Source organism: Geodermatophilus sp. SYSU D00867 (assembly GCF_054050315.1).
The window spans coordinates 73,086-88,021 of record NZ_JBJGZC010000007.1; the positions used below are offsets into that span (position 1 = coordinate 73,086).

At 75.9% G+C, this 14,936-nt stretch carries 16 protein-coding genes; 14 read left to right on the forward strand and 2 right to left on the reverse strand.

What is annotated here, in order from left to right; translation table 11 throughout:
• The first annotated feature begins 1 nt into the window (after position 1).
• The 9 genes from ACI8AK_RS08290 to ACI8AK_RS08330 all read left to right on the forward strand — a co-directional run bounded on the left by ACI8AK_RS08290 (position 2) and on the right by ACI8AK_RS08330 (position 7,804).
• A complete protein-coding gene (locus tag ACI8AK_RS08290; protein WP_387987233.1) occupies positions 2-1,087 on the forward strand; it encodes a zinc-dependent metalloprotease in 1,086 nt (361 codons plus the stop codon).
• 13 nt (positions 1,088-1,100) lie between these two features.
• Positions 1,101-2,111, forward strand: a complete 1,011-nt coding sequence (gene tilS / locus ACI8AK_RS08295) for a tRNA lysidine(34) synthetase TilS (protein WP_456955834.1) — start codon at positions 1,101-1,103, stop codon at positions 2,109-2,111.
• On the forward strand, positions 2,108-2,695 hold the full coding sequence (hpt, locus tag ACI8AK_RS08300) for a hypoxanthine phosphoribosyltransferase (protein ID WP_387987227.1): 588 nt from the start codon (positions 2,108-2,110) through the stop codon (positions 2,693-2,695). The genes tilS and hpt overlap by 4 nt, the downstream gene beginning before the upstream one ends.
• Before the next feature lie 201 nt (positions 2,696-2,896).
• The gene (gene ftsH / locus ACI8AK_RS08305) at positions 2,897-4,924 is read left to right on the forward strand and encodes an ATP-dependent zinc metalloprotease FtsH (protein WP_387987224.1); all 2,028 of its coding nucleotides are present in this window, start codon (positions 2,897-2,899) and stop codon (positions 4,922-4,924) included.
• Positions 4,921-5,538 carry a GTP cyclohydrolase I FolE gene (gene folE, locus ACI8AK_RS08310; protein ID WP_387987221.1) on the forward strand — a complete coding sequence of 206 codons (618 nt, stop codon included), beginning with the start codon at positions 4,921-4,923 and terminating at the stop codon, positions 5,536-5,538. The genes ftsH and folE overlap by 4 nt, the downstream gene beginning before the upstream one ends.
• A complete protein-coding gene (folP, locus tag ACI8AK_RS08315; RefSeq protein WP_456955836.1) occupies positions 5,535-6,398 on the forward strand; it encodes a dihydropteroate synthase in 864 nt (287 codons plus the stop codon). Before folE ends, folP begins: the two co-directional genes overlap by 4 nt.
• Positions 6,391-6,771 carry a dihydroneopterin aldolase gene (folB, locus tag ACI8AK_RS08320; protein WP_387987215.1) on the forward strand — a complete coding sequence of 127 codons (381 nt, stop codon included), beginning with the start codon at positions 6,391-6,393 and terminating at the stop codon, positions 6,769-6,771. Before folP ends, folB begins: the two co-directional genes overlap by 8 nt.
• Positions 6,768-7,271 (forward strand): 2-amino-4-hydroxy-6-hydroxymethyldihydropteridine diphosphokinase, encoded by a 504-nt coding sequence (gene folK / locus ACI8AK_RS08325; RefSeq protein WP_456901726.1) that lies wholly within the window; start codon positions 6,768-6,770, stop codon positions 7,269-7,271. Before folB ends, folK begins: the two co-directional genes overlap by 4 nt.
• Positions 7,272-7,276: 5 nt before the next feature.
• On the forward strand, positions 7,277-7,804 hold the full coding sequence (locus ACI8AK_RS08330) for a DUF3180 domain-containing protein (protein WP_387987209.1): 528 nt from the start codon (positions 7,277-7,279) through the stop codon (positions 7,802-7,804).
• 17 nt (positions 7,805-7,821) lie between these two features.
• On the opposite strand, the gene ACI8AK_RS08335 is transcribed toward ACI8AK_RS08330, so the two are convergent.
• A complete protein-coding gene (locus ACI8AK_RS08335; protein ID WP_387987206.1) occupies positions 7,822-9,006 on the reverse strand; it encodes an ABC transporter ATP-binding protein in 1,185 nt (394 codons plus the stop codon).
• A gap of 3 nt (positions 9,007-9,009) precedes the next feature.
• Here ACI8AK_RS08335 and ACI8AK_RS08340 point away from each other — a divergent pair, with 3 nt between their 5' ends.
• The 4 genes from ACI8AK_RS08340 (at position 9,010) to ACI8AK_RS08355 (ending at position 12,804) form a co-directional block, all read left to right on the forward strand.
• A complete protein-coding gene (locus tag ACI8AK_RS08340) occupies positions 9,010-9,741 on the forward strand; it encodes an ABC transporter permease (RefSeq protein ID WP_387987203.1) in 732 nt (243 codons plus the stop codon).
• A 73-nt stretch (positions 9,742-9,814) separates the two neighbouring features.
• On the forward strand, positions 9,815-10,555 hold the full coding sequence (locus tag ACI8AK_RS08345; protein WP_387987201.1) for an ABC transporter permease: 741 nt from the start codon (positions 9,815-9,817) through the stop codon (positions 10,553-10,555).
• A gap of 161 nt (positions 10,556-10,716) precedes the next feature.
• Positions 10,717-11,727: a glycine betaine ABC transporter substrate-binding protein gene (locus ACI8AK_RS08350; RefSeq protein ID WP_456955838.1), complete on the forward strand. Its 1,011-nt coding sequence runs from the start codon at positions 10,717-10,719 to the stop codon at positions 11,725-11,727.
• A gap of 84 nt (positions 11,728-11,811) precedes the next feature.
• Complete coding sequence (locus ACI8AK_RS08355) at positions 11,812-12,804, forward strand: DUF6779 domain-containing protein (protein ID WP_387987196.1); 993 nt, start codon at positions 11,812-11,814, stop codon at positions 12,802-12,804.
• Between the two features lie 126 nt (positions 12,805-12,930).
• On the opposite strand, the gene ACI8AK_RS08360 is transcribed toward ACI8AK_RS08355, so the two are convergent.
• A complete protein-coding gene (locus ACI8AK_RS08360; RefSeq protein ID WP_387987193.1) occupies positions 12,931-13,677 on the reverse strand; it encodes an SDR family oxidoreductase in 747 nt (248 codons plus the stop codon).
• Positions 13,678-13,986: 309 nt separating this feature from the next.
• Here ACI8AK_RS08360 and ACI8AK_RS08365 point away from each other — a divergent pair, with 309 nt between their 5' ends.
• Complete coding sequence (locus ACI8AK_RS08365) at positions 13,987-14,931, forward strand: Rossmann-like and DUF2520 domain-containing protein (RefSeq protein WP_387987190.1); 945 nt, start codon at positions 13,987-13,989, stop codon at positions 14,929-14,931.
• Positions 14,932-14,936 lie beyond the last annotated feature (5 nt).

A 14,936-nucleotide genomic window follows, 5' to 3' on the forward strand; every position in this document is an offset into this window, starting at 1 on the left:
GATGACGAGCAGCGCACTGGTCGACTGGGAGCTCGCCGGGCGCACCGCCCGCCGGCTGGCCGGGCCCGGGCCCGCGACCACGCGGGAGGAGGCCGGCGCCGTCGTCCGCGAGCTGCACGAGGCCGCCGCGGCCGCCGTGGCCCACGTCGAGGGCCTGACCGGGCTGCACCCGGTCGCGGGCGGCCCCGTGCCGGAGGTCGCCGTCGTCGACCGGCCCGGCTGGATCGACGCCAACACCACCGGCATGGCGGCCCTGCTGGACCCGCTGGTCACCGCGCTCACCGAGCGCTCGGAGAGCCGGCCCGGGCCGCTGGCCACCGCGATCGGCTCGCGCGCCACCGGCGTCCAGGCCGGGGGGCTGCTGGCGTTCCTGTCCTCCCGCGTCCTCGGCCAGTACGAGGTGTTCGGCACCGGGGGGCGGCTGCTGCTGGTGGCGCCGAACGTCGTCGACGCCGAGCGCAAGCTGGGCGTGGACCCGACCGACTTCCGCATGTGGGTGTGCCTGCACGAGGTCACCCACCAGCTGCAGTTCACCGCCTTCCCGTGGCTGCGCGACCACCTCGAGGCGCAGATCGCCGAGTTCGTCGAGGCCACCGACCTCAGCCCCGACGCGCTGCGCGACCGGATGTCCGACCTCGTCCGCGGGATCGCCGACGCCGTCCGCGGCGGGGACGGCGACGAGGGCTCCCAGGGGCTGATGGCGCTGGTGCGCGACCCCGAGCAGCGCGCCGTCCTCGACCGGGTCACCGCGGTGATGAGCCTGGTCGAGGGGCACGCCGAGTTCGTCATGGACGGCGTCGGCCCCGACGTCGTGCCCTCGGTCCGGACGCTGCGCAAGCGCTTCGCGCAGCGCCGCAAGGGCCGCGGCCCGTTCGACCGCGTGCTGCGCCGGCTGCTGGGCCTGGAGCAGAAGATGAAGCAGTACGCCGACGGGCGGACCTTCGTCGGCGGCGTCGTGGACCTCGTCGGCATGGAGGGCTTCAACCGGGTGTGGACCGGGCCGGAGACCCTGCCGCTCGTCGAGGAGCTCACCGACCCCGCCCGGTGGGTCGAGCGGGTGCACGGCCGCCCGGCCGTGACCGCCTGACCCCCGGGGCACGGTGAGCGGCCCGCCGGTCCCGGTCGCGCAGGTCCGCAGCGCCGTCCGGCCGGGCCTGCGGGCGTCCGGGCAACCGGTGCTGGTCGCCGTCAGCGGGGGAGCGGACTCCCTCGCGCTGGCCGCCGCGGTCGCCTTCGAGGCCCCGCGCGCCGGGGTGCCCGCGGGCGCGGTGACCGTCGACCACGGTCTGCAGCCGGGGTCGGCGCAGCGCGCGTGGGACACCGCCGACCTGCTGCGCGGGACGGGGCTGGACCCGGTGCTGGTCGTCCCGGTCGAGGTGGGCGCCGCGGGCGGCCCCGAGGCCGCGGCCCGCGCCGCCCGGTACGCGGCCCTGACCGGGTGCGCGCGGGAGCGCGGCGCGCGCATCGCCCTCGGCCACACCCTCGACGACCAGGCCGAGACCGTGCTGCTCGGGCTGGGCCGCGGCTCGGGCCCGCGCTCGGTGGCCGGGATGGTGGCCGAGCGCCCGCCGTTCTGGCGGCCCCTGCTCGGCGTCCGCCGGGCCACCACCCGGGCCGCCTGCGCGGCCCTGGGCCTGCCGGTGTGGGACGACCCGTGGAACACCGACCCCGCCTACCGCCGCGCGCGGCTGCGCGCCGAGGTGCTGCCGCTGCTCGAGGACGTGCTCGGCGGCGGCGTCGCGCCGGCCCTGGCCCGGACGGCGGACCTGCTGCGGGAGGACCTCGACGCCCTCGACGCGCTGGCCGACGGCCACCTCGCCCGGCTCGCCGGCCCGGACGGCCTGCCGGTCGCGGACCTGGCGCCGCTGCCGGCCGCGCTGCGCCGCCGGGTGCTGCGCGGCTGGCTGCGCGGGGCGGGGGTCGGCGACCTGCAGGCGGTGCACCTGGCCGCCGTCGACGCGCTGCTGACCGGGTGGCGCGGGCAGGGACCGGTGGCCCTCCCGGGCGGTGCGGAGGCGCTCCGGACGTCTGGCAGGCTGGTGCTGCGGCCCGCCGGCTCCCGGGGCGGGAGGGCCGGAACCGCCCCCGACCCCGAGGAGCAGGCCCCGTGAGCGAGACCGCGTCGACCCCTGTCGTGCTGGGGCCCGACCACGGCTACGGCCCCGACATCGACCACGTGCTGCTGTCCGAGCAGCAGATCCAGGACAAGATCACCGAGCTGGCCGACCAGATCGCGCGGGACTACGAGGGCCGGGAGGTCCTGCTCGTCGGCGTCCTCAAGGGCGCGGTGCTGTTCATGAGCGACTTCGCCCGGGCGCTGCGGCTGCCCACCCAGATGGAGTTCATGGCCGTCTCCTCCTACGGCAGCTCCACCAGCTCCTCGGGGGTCGTGCGCATCCTCAAGGACCTCGACCGGGACATCTCCGGCATGGACGTGCTCGTCCTCGAGGACATCATCGACTCCGGGCTGACCCTGTCCTGGCTGCTCAAGAACCTCGGCAGCCGCCGGCCCGCCTCCCTGGAGGTGTGCGCGTTGCTGCGCAAGCCCGACGCGATCAAGGTCGAGGTGCCGGTGCGCTACGTCGGGTTCGACATCCCCAACGAGTTCGTCGTCGGCTACGGCCTCGACTACGCGGAGCGCTACCGCGACCTGCCCTACATCGGGACGCTCAAGCCCGAGGTCTACGCGAGCTAGCGGGGTCCCCAGCACGGGGGAGAGCCCAGCACCCGGGCAGCTCGCACACAGGGGACGTGCAGCCTCCCCGGTGTACCGTCGACCGCAACGACGCTGGACCGAGCGCCAGGGTGCCCGCCCGGGTCGCGCGGAGCGTCACCGGACGCGATCAGGAGGGTCGACGGGCCAGGCCGGAGCCCCCCGGCCGCCCGGCATCGGTGTATGGAACGCAAGAAGATCTTCCGCTCCGTGTGGTTCTGGGTCGTCCTCGTCGTCCTGGTGGCCCTCGGGCTGTCCACCTTCCTCGGCGGCGGCTCCAGCTACGAGCAGGTCAACACCTCGGTCGCGCTGCAGCAGATCGAGGACGGCAACGTCGAGTCGGTCACGATCAACGACAAGGAACAGACCCTCGACCTCGACCTGAGCCGTCCCTACGAGGGCAACGACCAGATCAGCGCGTCGTACCCGATCGGGGCCTCCGACGACGTCTTCGCCCTGGTCTCCGGGATCGACGCGAACGGCCAGCGCACCGGTGACGGCGTCGACTTCACCACGAACGTCACGCAGGACAACGTCTTCGTCAGCGTCCTGATCAGCTTCCTGCCCTTCCTCATCCTCCTGCTGCTGCTGTTCTGGCTGTTCAACTCCATGCAGGGCGGCGGCCGCGGCGTCATGGCCTTCGGCAAGTCCAAGGCCAAGACCGTCAGCAAGGACATGCCGAAGACGACGTTCGCCGACGTCGCCGGCGCCGACGAGGCGATCGAGGAACTGCAGGAGATCAAGGACTTCCTGGCCAACCCGGTCAAGTTCCAGGCCGTCGGCGCCAAGATCCCCAAGGGCGTGCTGCTGTTCGGCCCGCCCGGCACCGGCAAGACGCTGCTCGCCCGCGCGGTGGCCGGCGAGGCCGGCGTGCCGTTCTTCTCGATCTCCGGGTCGGACTTCGTCGAGATGTTCGTCGGCGTCGGCGCCAGCCGGGTCCGCGACCTGTTCGAGCAGGCCAAGCAGAACGCGCCGGCGATCATCTTCGTCGACGAGATCGACGCCGTCGGCCGGCACCGCGGCGCCGGCATGGGCGGCGGCCACGACGAGCGCGAGCAGACGCTCAACCAGATGCTCGTCGAGATGGACGGCTTCGACGTCAAGGGCGGCGTCATCATGATCGCCGCCACCAACCGGCCGGACATCCTCGACCCCGCGCTGCTGCGCCCGGGCCGCTTCGACCGGCAGATCGCCGTCGACCGGCCCGACCTCGAGGGCCGCAAGCGGATCCTCGAGGTGCACGCCAAGGGCAAGCCGCTCGCCCCCGACGTCGACCTCGAGACCGTCGCCCGCCGCACCCCCGGCTTCACCGGCGCGGACCTGGCCAACGTGCTCAACGAGGCCGCGCTGCTCACCGCCCGCCAGGGCAACTCGGTCGTCACCGACGCCACCGTCGAGGAGGCGATCGACCGCGTCATCGCCGGCCCCGAGCGCAAGACGCGGGCGATGAGCGAGAAGGAGAAGAAGGTCACCGCCTACCACGAGGGCGGGCACGCCCTCGTGGCGCACGCGCTGCCCAACCTGGACCCCGTGCACAAGGTGACGATCCTGCCGCGCGGCCGCTCGCTCGGGCACACGCTCGTCCTGCCGACCGAGGACAAGTACACCCAGACCCGGTCGGAGATGATCGACACCCTGGCCTACGCCCTCGGCGGGCGCGCGGCCGAGGAGCTGGTCTTCCACGAGCCGACCACCGGTGCCGGCAACGACATCGAGAAGGCCACCTCGATGGCCCGCGCGATGGTCACCCAGTACGGCATGAGCGCCAAGCTCGGCGCGGTCAAGTACGGCAGCACCGACTCCGAGCCGTTCCTCGGCCGGGACATGGGCTCGCGGCCGGACTACTCCGAGGCCGTCGCCGCCGACATCGACGCCGAGGTCCGCGCCCTCATCGAGGCCGCCCACGACGAGGCGTGGGAGATCCTCGTGGAGTACCGGGCCGTGCTCGACCAGCTCGTCCTCGAGCTGATCGAGAAGGAGACCCTCTCCAAGGACGACATGGCCCGCATCTGCGCGCCGGTCACCAAGCGCCCGTCGCTGGCTCCCTACAACGGCTTCGGCAAGCGCACGCCGTCGGACCAGCCGCCGGTGCTGACCCCCGCCGAGCGGGCGGCCCAGGCGAACGGCCACGGCGCCACCGCGGTCGGGAACGGGCTGGTCAAGGGCGGCAACAACCCGGTCGGTGACGTCGGCGCGCCCGTCCAGAGATGAGTGAGATCCCGGAAGAGGCCGAGGACGAGGTCCGTCCGGACTTCTCGCGGGTCGACTCGGCGCGGGCGGAGGCCGCCGTCCGCGAGCTGCTGCTCGCGGTGGGCGAGGACCCGGACCGGCCCGGGCTGCGGGACACCCCCGCCCGGGTCGCCCGGGCCTACGCCGAGACCTTCGCCGGCCTCTGGCAGGACCCCGGCGAGGTGCTCGCCACCGTCTTCGACGAGGACCACGACGAGATGGTCCTGGTCCGGGACATCCCGATGTACTCGACCTGCGAGCACCACCTGGTGCCGTTCCACGGCGCCGCGCACGTCGGCTACATCCCCGGCGACGACGGCCGGGTGACCGGGCTGTCCAAGCTGGCCCGCCTGGTCGACGTCTACGCCCGCCGCCCGCAGGTGCAGGAGCGGATGACCCGGCAGATCGCCGACGCGCTGGCCGAGCACCTCAAGCCGCGCGGCGTGCTCGTCGTCGTCGAGGCCGAGCACCTGTGCATGGGCATGCGCGGCATCCGCAAGCCCGGGTCGACGACGGTCACCTCGGCCGTCCGCGGCATCTTCCGGGACAACGCGGCCACCCGTGCCGAGGCGATGAGCCTCGTCCTGGGCCGGTGACCGGCCGCCCCGCCGAGCTCCTGCACCCGGGGCGGTGCGTGGTGATGGGCGTCCTCAACGTCACGCCCGACTCCTTCTCCGACGGCGGCTGCTTCGCCGACACGGCGTCCGCGGTCGCGCACGGCCTGGCGATGGCCGCGGCGGGCGCCGACTACGTCGACGTCGGCGGCGAGTCCACCCGCCCGGGCGCCGACCGCGTGGACGCCGCCGAGGAGCGCCGCCGCGTCGTCCCGGTGGTCCGCGAGCTCACCGACGGCGGCGTGCGGGTCAGCGTCGACACCACCCGCACCGAGGTCGCCGAGGCGGCGCTGGAGGCCGGGGCGGTGCTGGTCAACGACATCAGCGGCGGGCTGGCCGACGACGGCATGGCCGCGCTCGTCGCCGACGCCGGCGTCCCGTGGGTGCTCATGCACTGGCGCGGCCACAGCCGGGAGATGTACGCGCAGGCCACCTACGGCGACGTCGTCGCCGAGGTCTGCGCGGAGCTCACCACCCGGGTCGACGCCGCGCTGTCGGCGGGCGTGGACGCCGCCCAGCTCGTGCTCGACCCCGGCCTGGGCTTCGCCAAGCAGGCCGCGCACAACTGGGCGCTGCTGGCCGCGCTGCCCCAGGTGGTGTCCCTCGGCCTGCCGGTGCTGGTCGGCGCCTCGCGCAAGTCCTTCCTCGGCCGCCTGCTCGCCGGTGCCGACGGCGCACTGCGCCCGGCGCCGGGACGCGACGCCGCCACCCTGGCCACGACCGTCCTGGCCGCGGAGGCCGGCGCCTGGGGCGTGCGGGTGCACGACGCCGCGGGCTCGGCCGACGCCGTCCGCACCGTGGCCGCCGTCCAGCGCGCCCGCGAGGAGGCCCGCCGTGACTGACGCCCGCGTCCCCGACCGGATCGCCGTCCGGGGCCTGACCGCGCACGCCCACCACGGCGTCCACGGCTTCGAGCGCGAGAACGGGCAGACCTTCTCCGTCGACGCCGTCCTGGAGCTCGACACCGCACCCGCCGCGGCCGGCGACGACCTGACCAGGACGGTCGACTACGCCGAGCTCGCCCAGCGGCTGCACGCCGTCCTCACCGGGGACCCGGTGGACCTGCTCGAGACCCTCTGCCAGCGGCTGGCCGACGTCTGCCTCGCCGACCCGCTGGTCGAGGCCGCCGAGATCACCGTGCACAAGCCGGAGGCCGACCTGGGCGTCCCCTTCGACGACGTCACCGTCACCATCCGCCGCGAGCGTGCGCCGTGAGCCGCGCCGTGCTCTCGCTCGGTGCCAACCTCGGCGACCGCGCGAAGGCGCTGCGCACCGCCGTCGAGGCGCTCCGGGTCGACGGCCTGGTCGCCCGCTCGACGCTGTACGAGACGCCGCCGTGGGGGCCGGTCGAGCAGCCGCCCTACCTCAACGCGGTGGTGTTCGTCCGCGGCGACCGCGACGCCGCCGGCTGGCTGGCCCGCGCGCACGAGCTGGAGCAGGCCGCCGGGCGCACCCGCGACGTGCGGTGGGGCGCGCGCACCCTCGACGTCGACGTCGTCACGGTGACCGCCGACGACGGCACCCCGGTCCTCTCCGACGACCCGGCCCTCACGCTGCCGCACCCGAGGGCGCACGAGCGGGCGTTCGTGCTGGTCCCGTGGCTGTCGCTGGACCCGACCGCGGTGCTGCCGGGGCACGGGAGGGTGGCCGACCTCGTCGCGGCGCTCCCACCGGAGGACGTGGCCGCGGTCGGGCGGTGGGAGCACCTGCATTGAGGCCGGTGAACCGCCGCGACCTGGTCGTCGTCGCCGTCGGGCTGGCGCTGGCCGCCTGGCTGCTGGTCCGCGCGACCTACGGCAGCCTGCCGCCGCTGCGCTGGTGGCTGCCGGTGCCGCTGGCGCTGCTCGCCGCCGCCGAGGCGCTCGGCGCCCGCACGCTGCGCGTCCGGCTGGAGGCCGAGCGCGCCGCCCGGCGCAGCGCCCGCGGGGGAGAGGCGGCGCCGCCCGCCGACCGCGGCGCGCCGCTGGTGCGCCGGGTCGAGCCGCTGCTGGTCGCGCGGCTGGCGGTGCTCGCGCAGGCCAGCGCCTTCGTCGGCGCGGCGTTCGTCGGTGTCTGGGCCGGGGTGCTGCTGCACGTGGCCCCGGCGGTGTCCCGGCTGCAGGCGGCCGGCGGCGACACGGTCACCGCGGTCGTCGGCGTCCTGTGCGCCGTGTCGCTGACCGTCGCCGCGCTGTGGCTGGAGTCGGTCTGCCGCATCCCGCCGGAGGAGCGCGACGACCGGCGGCCGGGGGACGGCGTCCGGGCCTAGCGAGCCGGCCCGGCCGCTCAGCCCCGGGCGGGCACCGGCCCGGCGGTCTCCGGGGCCGTCCCCTCCACCGAGCGGCGAAGCGCCGCGTGCAGCGAGTCGGGGGTGAGCACGCCGAGGAAGACGTCGCCGTCGAGCACCGCGACCCAGCCGGCCTCGTGCTGGAGCATCGTCGAGAACGCGGTCTTGAGCGTCGCGTCGGCGGGCACCCAGGCCTCCATCCGGCGCGCCGCCGTCCCCACCGTGCCGGCGCCCGTGGCCCGCTCCGCGGACAGCCAGCCGTGCAGCCGGCCGTCGTCGTCCAGGACGACCGCCCAGCGGGCGCCGGCGGCCTCCAGCGACGCGCGGGCGTCGGCCAGCCCGTCGGCCACGTGCACGACCGGCGGCCGCTCCAGGTCGTCGGGGCCGATGCCGGTGACCGCCAGCCGCTTGAGGCCGCGGTCGGCGCCCACGAAGTCGGCGACGAAGGCGTTGGCCGGCCGGCCGAGCAGCTCCGCGGGCGGGGCGAACTGCTCGACGTGGCCGCGGGTGCTCATCACCGCGATCCGGTCGCCGAGGCGGACGGCCTCCTCGATGTCGTGGGTGACGAACACGATCGTCTTGCGCACCGTCTCCTGCAGCCGCAGGAACTCCGTCTGCAGCCGCTCGCGGACCACCGGGTCCACCGCGGAGAACGGCTCGTCCATCAGCAGGACGGCGGGGTCGGCCGCCAGCGCCCGGGCCACGCCGGCCCGCTGCCGCTGGCCGCCGGAGAGCTGGGCCGGGTAGCGCCCGCCGTGGACGGCGGGCTCGAGGCCCACGGTGGCCAGCAGCTCGTCGACGCGGGCGCGGGTGCGCCGCTTGTCCCAGCCCAGCAGCCGCGGCACGGTGGCGACGTTGTCCCGCACGGTCCGGTGCGGGAAGAGCCCGACGTTCTGGATCACGTAGCCCATCCGGCGGCGCAGCCGGTCGGCGTCGACGCGGGTGACGTCCTCACCGCCGAGCAGGATCCGCCCCGTCGTCGGCTCGATGACCCGGTTGATCATCTTCATCGTCGTGGTCTTGCCGCAGCCGGACGGGCCGACCAGGACCGACAGCTCGCCCGCGGCGAAGGTCAGGTCCAGCCGCTCCACGCCGACGGTGCCGTCGGGGTAGGTCTTGCTGACCCCCTCGAGCCGGATCTCCTCTGCGGTGCTCTCCCGGCCCGCAGCGGCAGTAGCGTCCACGGGGTGACCTCCCTGGGTGCGCGCCCCCTGCTGGACGCGGTGAGCGACCCCGCGGTGGGGCCGCTCGCGGTGGACGAGGCGCCGAACCCGTGGTTCGACCCGTCCTACGTGACGGAGAACTGGGACTCCATCCTGTCCTACACCGGCGAGCACGTCCGGCTGACCGTGCTGGCGGTGGTGATCGGCGCGGCCGTCGCGCTGCCGCTGGCGGTGCTCGCCCGGCGCAGCCGGTTCCTGTCGGCGCCGGTGCTCGGCCTGTCCACCGTCGTCTACACGATCCCGTCGCTGGCCATGTTCGCGCTGCTGGTGCCCTTCACCGGGCTGTCGTCGAACACCGTGCTCATCGGCCTGGTCGCCTACTCGCTGGTCATCCTGGTGCGGAACTTCCTCGCCGGCCTGCAGGGCGTCCCCGCCGACGTCCGCGAGGCGGCGCGGGGGATGGGGCTGTCGGCCGCGCAGACGTTCTGGCGGGTGGACCTGCCGCTGGCCCTGCCGGCGTTCATGGCGGGGCTGCGGATCGCCACGGTGTCCACGGTCGCACTGACGACGGTCGGCGTCCTGGTCGGCCACGGCGGGCTCGGGCAGCTGATCACCGGCGGGTTCGCGGCGAACTTCTACCGCGCGGAGATCGTCACCGGCGCGGTCGGGTGCGTGCTGCTCGCCCTGCTGGCCGACGTCCTGCTGGCCGGCGCGGAGCGGGCGCTCACCCCGTGGACGCGGGCGGTGCGGACGTGAGCGAGCTCGCGAGCTCACGCGGGGGCGGAGCAACGCCGGGCACGACGCCGACGAGCGCCGGCGCGGAGGACGGGTGAACGACTTCTCCCGCGCGCTGGTCTACCTCAACGACCCGTTCAACTGGACCCGCCCCGACGGCATCGTCGACCTGACGCTGGAGCACCTGGGCATCTCCGCCGTCGCGGTGCTGGCGGCGATGGTCGTGGCGCTGCCGGTCGGCGCCGCCCTGGGGACGGCGCGCCGCGGTGCGGGCCTGGTCGTCGTCCTGTCCAACGTCAGCCGGGCGGTCCCCACCCTCGCGCTGCTCACCCTCTTCGCCGTCAGCCCCATCGGCTTCGGCAACCGCGCGACGACGATCGCGCTGGCGGTGTTCGCCGTCCCGCCGATCCTCACCAACACCTTCGTCGGCTTCCGCGGCGTCGACCCCGAGGTGGAGGAGGCCGCCCGCGGGATGGGGATGAGCCGGGCGCAGGTGCTCGGCCGGGTCGAGCTGCCGCTGGCCCTGCCGCTGGTGACCACCGGCATCCGCACGGCGGCGGTCCAGGTGGTGGCGACGGCGGGCCTGGCCGCGCTCGTCGGCGGGGGAGGGCTCGGCCGGCTGATCAACCTCGGGTTCGGCCAGCAGGACTACGGCGTGATGATCGCCGGCGCGATCCTCGTGGCGGGCCTGGCGCTGCTCACCGAGCTCGTCCTCGCGGTGCTGTCCTGGGCGGTCACCCCGGGCCCGCGCCGGCTGCCGTTCCTGCACGCCCGCACCCCCGCCTCACGGGACGGCGCCGTACCGGAACCCACCGCCAGCGGGGTGCCGCTGTGACCTGCGTCTCCGGCTGATCGCGGGAGGATAACGAGAGCGCAACACATCGGCGGGGGCGGTGTCGGTGTGCGGGGACCCGCGGGTTGCATGGGCGCGCGGGCGACCCCCGCCAGACACGCGTCGCGGCCGCACGCCGCACGGGACACAGAAGGCGGAACACCATGCGCAGGCAGCGCGCACTCGCTCCTCTCCTGCTCACCGGCCTGCTCCTGACCGCCGCCTGCGGCGAGTCGGGCTCCTCGGGCACCGGCGGCTCGACCGCGAGCGGCTCGGCCGCCAGCGGCGACGCCTGCGTTCCGGTGGCCGGCGACCAGCTCGTCGTCCTCGAGGACGACCAGGAGCTGCAGAACGCGGACAACATCGTGCCGGCGGTGACCTCGGCCACCGCCGCGGCCAACCCGGCGCTGGTGCCGGCCCTCGACGCGGTCTCGGCCGCGCTGACCACCGACCAGCTCATCGACATGAACGCCGCCGTCGACCTGGAGCGGCGCAGCGCCGAGGACGTCGCGGCGCAGTGGGTCGAGGACAGCGGCGTGACCGAGGGCCTCGAGCAGGGCAGCGGGCCGGTCATCGTGGGCGCCGGCAACTTCACCGAGTCGACGGTCCTGGCCAGCGTCTACGCCGGGGTCCTGCGAGCCGCGGGCTTCGACGCCACCGTGCGCGAGGTGGGCAACCGCGACCTCTACCTGCCGGCGCTGATCTCGGGCACCGACCTGCAGGTCTTCCCCGAGTACCTGGCCACCGTCACCGAGGCGCTCAACACCCAGGTCAACGGCCCCGACCCGACGCCGATCGCCAGCGGCGACGCCCAGGCCACCCGCGACGCGCTGCAGCCGCTGGCCGACCGGGTCGGGCTGACCTTCGGCACGCCGTCGGAGGCCGCCAACCAGAACGCCTTCGCCGTGACCCAGGAGTTCGCCGACCGACTCGGCGTGACCACGCTGTCGGAGCTCGCCGACGCCTGCGGCGACGGGTCGCTGGTCCTGGGCGGGCCGGCCGAGTGCCCGACCCGGCCGTTCTGCCAGCCGGGCCTCGAGGAGACCTACGGCCTGCAGTTCGCCGAGTTCCGCGAGTTCGACGCCGGCGGCCCGGCCACCAAGGCCGCCATCCAGCAGGGCGAGGTCTCGATGGGCCTGGTCTTCAGCTCCGACGCCGCCCTCGCGCAGGGCTAGCGGCAGCGGGCGGGCCCTCCGGCTGCGCCACACGGGACGATTCCGTGCCGCAGTCGGGGGCTCGCTCAGCGTTACCCTGAGGCCATGCGGACGGGGGGACGGCTGCGCGTCGCCGGGCAGGTGCTCGGGTGCGCGCTCGCCACCGCCGCGACCGCCGTCGTCTTCCTCAGCGACGACCCCCAGGTCCTGCGGGTGGCCGTGGTCGCCGTCGCCTGGGCCTGCCTGGGCGCCGCCTTCATGGCCGGACGCCGTCCGGAGCCGGCCGGGGGTGGTCCCGACGTCGCCGCCCTCGAGGCGCGGCTGCGCCGGGCCCACGAGGCCGAGCGCGACCGCGAGGCGGCCGCGCACCGCGAGTCGGAGCGGCAGCTGGAGGCGCGGGTCCGCGGCGAGTCCGAGGCGTCGATGCGCCGAGAGCTCGACGGGCTGCGGTCCGAGGTGGCCGGGCTGCGCGGGGACCTCGCCGGCCTCGGCGCGCTGCACGCCGAGGTCGCTGCGATCGGCGCCCTGCGGACCGACCTGGCCGAGCTGGCCGGCCTGCGCGCCGACGTCGGCCGGCTGCGCGCCGAGCTGACCGAGCGGTCCGCGGGCGAGCTGTCCCCCACGGGCGAGTTGCACCACGCCGGCGAGATGCACATCGAGCGGGTGGTCATGCGCACCCAGTCGGTGCGGACCGGCCGCGAGCCCCTGGAGCCGGCGACCGCCGCCTGGCACGCCGCCGTCCCCCGTGAGCTGGGCGGCTGGCCCGGGCCGTCCGACAGCCCCGGTGCCGCGGTGCCGGCCACGGTCGCCGCCCCGCTCCCCGCGCCGGAGCCCGAGCCCGAGCCGGTCGCGCGCGTGGGAACGCCCCCGCCGGTGCCGCGCCGGCGCCGCACCGACCTGCCCGCCGACCTGCTGCCCCCGGCGCCGCAGGAGCAGCTGACCCTCGAGCGCCCCGCCGTGCACGCCGCCGCCGCGGGGCACGGCGGCCACGCGGTCCCGCCGGCCGACGACGAGGCCGGCGCGGCGCGGCTGGCGCAGATCCTCGCCGAGAGCGGGGTCACCCCCGGCGGCCGGCGCCGCCGATACCGCGACGCCTGACGAAGGACCCCTCGCCCCCCACCGCTCGCAGGCTCGCGCCAGGCCCCGTCCAGAGGCTCGCCGCGAGCTCGCGAGCGGTGAGGAGGACGGGGTCCTCCTGCCCGCGAGGGGCCGAGGGGCCGTCGGCTACGCCGGGCCGCGGGAGAGCGCGCCGCCGTCGAGCACGAGCGTCTGCCCGGTGACCCAGCCGGCGCCGAGCAGGTAGGCCGCGGCCTCCCCGACGTCCTCGGGCTCGCCCAGCCGGCCGGCCGGGTAGGCGCGGGCGGCCTCCTCCTCGCGCCCCTCGTAGAGGGCGCCGGCGAACCGGGTCTTCACCACCGCCGGGGCGACCGCGTTGACCGTCACCTTCGGGCCGAGCTCCACGGCCAGCTGGGTGACCAGGTTGACCAGCCCCGCCTTGCTGACGCCGTAGCCGCCGATCATCGGCGAGGCCTTGAGCCCGGCCACCGAGGCGACGACGAGGACCGAGCCGCCGTGCTCGGACATCCACGCCCGCCAGGCCTCCTGCACCAGGCCGAGCGTGCCGACGACGTTGGTGTCGAGGATCTTGCGGAACGCGTCGAGGTCGAGGTCCACCATCGGGCCGTAGACCGGGTTGATCCCGACGTTGCCGACCAGGTGGTCGAGGCTGCCGAACCGCTCGACCGCGGTGCGCACGGCCTCGGCGCGGTGTGCGGCGTCCCCGGCGTTGCCGGCCACGCCGACGGCGACGTCGGGTCCGCCGAGCGACGCGACGGCCTCCTCCAGCGCCTCGGCCTTGCGGGCGGTGAGCACCACGCGCGCCCCCCGGTCGACCAGGCTGCGGGCGATGGCCAGCCCGATGCCGCGGCTGCCGCCGGTGACCAGTGCGGTGCGTCCCTCGAACGTGCCCACGTCACTCCCTCGTGTCCGCCGGCGACCGCGTCGGCGCCGGTGCCGCCGCAACCGTAGGACCGCCCCCGGACGGGCTCCCCGCCCACCCCGGCGAGGAGAGCGTGAGCCACCCCACACCGCCGTTCCGTTGCAGGGGCCCCGGGGCCGACTCACACTCGCCTTCGGCGCGTCGCCCGCGTGACACACCCGGTCGCAGCGGACGGCCCGCCGGCACGACCCGCACCGCACCCGCACCACCCGGGCCGCCAACGACGACGGTCCGTCCACCGAGTCCGGTACCCGCCAGGGACTGGAACGAGAGGTGACCCGATGCCTGCTGCCCGCAGGACCCCCCGCGCTGCCGGGCTCGAGCCCGCCGACAGCGCCCCCGCCCGCCTCCGCGTCGGTGTCATCGGCGCCGGCCGCGTCGGCGCCGTCCTCGGGGCCGCGCTCGCCGCCGCCGGCCACGACGTGGTCGCCGCCTCCGGCGTCTCCACCGCCTCCGCCGAGCGCGCGGCCCGGCTGCTGCCCGGCACCCCGCTGCTGCCCGCCGACGAGGTGGTCGCCGCCGCCGACCTCGTGGTCCTCGCCGTCCCCGACGACACGCTGCCCGGCCTGGTCGCGGGCCTCGCCGAGACCGGGACCTGGCGGGCCGGCCAGCTGGCCTTCCACACCTCCGGCGCGCACGGCCTGGCCGCCCTAGCCCCCGCGGAGCGGGCCGGCGTCCTCCCGCTCGCCCTGCACCCGGCCATGACCTTCACCGGCGCCCCCGAGGACGCCGACCGGCTCGCCGGCGCCCCGTTCGGCGTCACCAGCCGCCCCGAGCACCGGCCGGTCGCCGAGACCCTGGTGCTGGAGATGGGCGGCGAGCCGTTCTTCGTCGCCGAGGACGACCGGCGGCTCTACCACGCGGCGCTGGTCACCGGCGCCAACCACCTGGTCACCCTCGTCGCCGAGGCCGCCGACCTGCTGCGCCGGGCCGGCGTCGACGCCCCGGCCCGGGTGCTCACCCCGCTGCTCACCGCCGCGCTGGACAACGGCCTGCGCCGCGGCGACCGCGGGCTCACCGGCCCGGTCAGCCGCGGCGACGTCGGCACGGTGGCCGACCACCTCGCGACGCTCACCGACCGGGCCCCCGAGTCGGTGGCCGCCTACGTCGCCATGGCGCAGCGGACCACCGAGCGGGCGCTGTCCGCCGGCCGGCTCAAGCGGCACGAGGGCGCGCCGCTGCTGGACCTGCTCCACGAGGCCGCCGACCCGGCCGGGTCGCGATGACCACG